Here is a 4,295-nt window from a genome sequence, read left to right on the forward strand (position 1 = left end):
AAGAATAAAACCTACAAATTAAGTTTCTTTCTAAACTCGGATACTTATGAAAAAAAGGGCATTAAAGTAAAACTTAATGCCTTTTATTTTGATCAAAAAGCTTGAAATTGACTAAGAAATCACCACACGGTAAACATCCGAGGCGTTCCGTCTGATATTTTGAATCCAAAACCCACCTTCCTGTGGTATCACTTCCTTAAGATCAAATTGTGTACAATCCTTAGGCAAACCGGAAAAAATAAGTGTAAACCAGTATTCCTTCATTGGTGGAACTTCGGTCCAATAGGGAAAAATAGAAATATTCTCGGCGTGCAACAATGTGCTCTGATGTCCTGTAATATTATCCGTGAGATAGGTAGAACGCCAAATTCTAATCAGACTTCCAGGAAAAGGAGACGGTGGAAAACAACAATGTACAATCACTTATTGCTCTTCCTGAAATTTGGTTTCAAGACTTTCTAAAATCTCAGGTGCAATGATTGGTTTTTCGATGGTTGTCATCCTCAAAAATTGATAAAAGAATTAAAACAAACTCGAATTTTCCGTTGCCATCATCGGTAAATGAAGATTAGTACCCCAATCTTCATTCATCTTTTTGATAAAATGAGCAGAGAGAAGAGGTGAAGCTTTTTCGATATTTTGGTGAACAAAAAAATATACATTTTCTAATCCTTGTTGTTTCCATTCAGTCAATCGATGCATCCAATCCTCTAATCTAGCATAATCACTTTCTGCATTAGCACCTACATATCGGATAAAAGCGGTTGGACTCGTCAATCTCATATGAAGCATATCTCTTCTTCCCGCAGTATCCACGATAATATTAGTAATATTTTTGGACTCGAAAAGGTCACATGTCTTATTAAAAATATCTTCATCTGCAAACCATTCTTCATTCCTAAGCTCGATGGCTAAAGGAATCTCTTGTGGCCATTCGTTGACAAATTTTTCGATTCGGTCAAAATCTTTAGGCTTGAAATTATCATGCAACTGAAGAAATACCATTCCTAATTTTTCATTGAAATTCATCACTGAAGTCACATAATCAGTCACCACATCTGTGACATTGATTAATCTCTTGAAATGCGAAACCGAATTGGTAATCTTTGGAAAAAATCTAAAATCTGCAGGAGTCTTATCTCTCCAAGTAATTACTTGATCTGGAGAAGGCATTCCGTAGAAAGTGGCATTCAACTCTATAGAATTGAACTGGGTTGCGTAATAGGTCAATTCATCCTTGGTTCCTTTTGGATAGAAGCCTTTAAGGTCGGTTTTGTTCCACTTTGCGCATCCAACGGAGATATTTTGCAAGCCTTTTTTATTGCTTTTCAGGATATCTTGAGTTCTAGAATGGTCTTTTGGAAGCGTAAAATCGACTAGAGAAGGATCTGCAACTTGTCCGAATTTCATAATGTTAAAGGTTATATTTACGATTAATACTCCCTGAAACTATTTCGAAATCAGGTCGTGAATTCTTTTTTTAGCTTGACGGTTCTTGATATTTTTACGAACACCGAAATTTAGTAAAATTCCGGACAATAGAAGAGTCACCGCAAGCATAAGCATCATCAATCGATTGTGGGTCTTGGTGATATTTTCCATTTCCCTCTCATTATCTTTATCCAGATTATCAATCAAGGAATTAATAGATTTCAAATCGCTTTGCTCTCTTTTTAACTGAGATTTTCGATATTCGTCGTTGTACTTGCCATACTCATCAAAGTTCCCGAGAACCATGTAGTTTTCTGCCAAGCCCTTATAGATTCCTTCATCTAAAACCAAATCTCCAATTTTTCTAGATTTCGAAAGGGCTTCTTGGTATAACTCTAAAGACTTCTGGGAATTTCCTTGCAAAGCATTATTTTCTGCTAAACCCTTCAAAGCATAGGCTTGCAAACTTTGAGCATTAGATTTTTTGGCGTAGCTCAAAGATTTTTGAAAATATTGTTCGGCTTTATTGTAGTCCTTTTGATTAATATAGCAATAACCGATATTGTAGTACACAATACTCATATTATTGACCGTAGGAACAGACTGACCTGCTTTTTCTAAATAACGAATTGCACTAAAAAACTTATCTAAAGCAATGTCATTATTTCCTTGCGATTTATAGATAATCCCCTTGATGGCGTAACTTTTACCAAGCGAAGTATTTTTTTGCTCAGCAAACTCGTCGTTAAGACTTAGGCATAATTCATCTGCTTCATCCAATACTTCGAAACTCTTGCTATAGAGTTCCATCTGTTGATACTGGATCGCAATAAGTATCATTACATTAATTTTGGAGTTCAAATTTTTTGAACTTTCCAAAAGTTCTTGAGCCTTCAGCAAAGCTTTATATGATTCATCCGAATTCCTCTTGGCTGTATATGCCTTAGACAAATACAGATAATACTCGATTTTTTTGTCTGGATTGGTTTCCTCATTAATCTTTTGAAGAGCCACTCTTATCGCCTTGTCAGGATCTTCATACAGGTAAGTCTGGATATTCTTGGTATAAGAAACATCTGCATCCTGCCCTTTCCCTATTGAGCTGAACAAGAAAAAAATCAAAATCAATATGTTAATGTAGATCTTCATGACTTTCTTTCCTGATTAATTTGCTGAATAAAATCGTTAGGTGACATTCCTGTAATAGACTTAAAAATAGCAGTAAAAGCACTATGAGATGAAAATCCAGAAACCTCAGCCAGATAACTCACTTTGTAATTAAGATAGACTGAATCCGTCTTCAAGAGATTCACAATATGTTGAATTCTAAGATCATTGATATATGCATTGAATTTTTTCCCTTTGCACTTTCTAATGACCTCCGAAAGATATTTGATGTTGGTATCTAATTCGGCTGCAAGAAACGGTAATGACATTTGATTGCTAAGAAATAACTCCGAATGCTCGAACTGGTTAAGTTTGGCAAGAAGTTCTCCTTCTTTCTCGGGAGAAAGAATTGGTGCTTTTCGGCTAACATTCTCAACAGGAACTTGCTCTTCTACTGCAACAACCTCAATCATCGGCTCGTCAGGTGCTCTTTCGGAACGCTCCTTAAAAGTCTTAAAAAAAGCTTCTTGCTTCACGTAATCCTTTTCTTTTCTGAGGACAACTATATAATACGTGACCACTAATGCAAGCAAGAGAAAACAACCTGCAGCAAAATACCAAAGAGTAGTATTCTTTTTGTCATGATAATAATTGACATCATCTTTTGAAACACCTTCAATCACGTTGACCAAATAGCCAATCGCCGATTTCTTATTATCATCTAATCTTTCCTCACTTTCCTCAAACAGTTTACGATATTTTTGATATTCAGCATTATTATGCAAAGTGATATAAGATTTGGACAATCCCTCATAGATACTCGAACGCAAAGGTTCGTAGGGCTTATTTTCAATAAGTTTTAATGATTCCAGAAAGAAAGCAACAGATTCATCTGGCTTTTCCTGAAGAAATTTGATTTGTCCCATCACTTTCCTCGCAAAAGCATCTAGGTTAGGATAAGTCTTGAGTGCAGGATTCTGTAGAACCAAGTCAACCACTTTTCCGGCTTCGCCTAGTTTTTTTTGTTGAACTAATAAAATTCCTGAGTACAATTGGTTCTCTAATCTCAGAATTGTTCCTTCTTCCGAATTGCCAGATAATTTTTGATTACTTTTTTCGAGAAGCCGATTAACATTTTCAGGTCTTTTAAGAACTAAATCGTTAATGGCTTGTAATTGATACACTTTGGCCAATGTGCGGCTTACCGCTGGTTGCTCAGGAAGGTCTTTTCTTTCCAAAATCTTGGTAATGACCTTTTCTGACTGCTCATATAATCCTAGATTTTGATACTGATCTGCCAGACAAAATTCTGAGTAAAACTGATGAAATGCCGATACTTTTTGAAATGGCTCTTTGCTACCCAATAAAACAGATTGAACCGATTTTTGATAATCTCCCATCATGACATAGGATTGAGCCATCACATTACGGTAGATCAACTGATCAGTATTCTTGTCACTAGAAATCAAATTCTGAACCTGGTCAATACCGTTTTGAGGATCTTGATAATTAAGTGCAACTGCCTTGTCTATAAAATACCCAACATCCTCCTTCACCTGCGCTGAAAAAAAGCAAGTAAGTAGTAAGAAGAAAATGCTATATTGATGGATGATTTTCAAAAAAAATAATTTTTAAAATTTACTTTTTCACAAAAATAATAGTTTTTTTTGACTTTGTATCAACAGCCTCTTTCTCCCGTACCAACCCCAACTCAAAGACTTATAAATTAATCATTTATAACACTTGAATAAAAAAAA

The 4,295-nt window shown here is 35.3% G+C and carries 4 protein-coding genes; all 4 read right to left on the reverse strand.

Annotation, left to right across the window (positions count from 1 at the left end; translation table 11 throughout):
• Positions 1-111 precede the first annotated feature (111 nt).
• The 4 genes from AC4AGG_RS15440 to AC4AGG_RS15455 all read right to left on the reverse strand — a co-directional run bounded on the left by AC4AGG_RS15440 (position 112) and on the right by AC4AGG_RS15455 (position 4,157).
• Positions 112-423, reverse strand: a complete 312-nt coding sequence (locus AC4AGG_RS15440; protein ID WP_489772912.1) for a hypothetical protein — start codon at positions 421-423, stop codon at positions 112-114.
• Between the two features lie 99 nt (positions 424-522).
• Positions 523-1,410: a DUF72 domain-containing protein gene (locus tag AC4AGG_RS15445; protein ID WP_489772913.1), complete on the reverse strand. Its 888-nt coding sequence runs from the start codon at positions 1,408-1,410 to the stop codon at positions 523-525.
• A 39-nt stretch (positions 1,411-1,449) separates the two neighbouring features.
• Positions 1,450-2,580, reverse strand: a complete 1,131-nt coding sequence (locus AC4AGG_RS15450) for a tetratricopeptide repeat protein (protein ID WP_489772914.1) — start codon at positions 2,578-2,580, stop codon at positions 1,450-1,452.
• Positions 2,577-4,157 (reverse strand): helix-turn-helix domain-containing protein, encoded by a 1,581-nt coding sequence (locus AC4AGG_RS15455; protein WP_489772915.1) that lies wholly within the window; start codon positions 4,155-4,157, stop codon positions 2,577-2,579. Before AC4AGG_RS15455 ends, AC4AGG_RS15450 begins: the two co-directional genes overlap by 4 nt.
• Positions 4,158-4,295: the final 138 nt, after the last annotated feature.

The sequence above is a fragment of the Chryseobacterium sp. CG10_8 genome, from assembly GCF_058117085.1.

Coding starts and splice junctions, on each gene's coding strand:
- AC4AGG_RS15450 (WP_489772914.1), bottom strand. CDS start 2,580: ATGAAGATCTACATTAACATATTGATTTTGATTTTTTTCTTGTTCAGC.
- AC4AGG_RS15445 (WP_489772913.1), bottom strand. CDS start 1,410: ATGAAATTCGGACAAGTTGCAGATCCTTCTCTAGTCGATTTTACGCTT.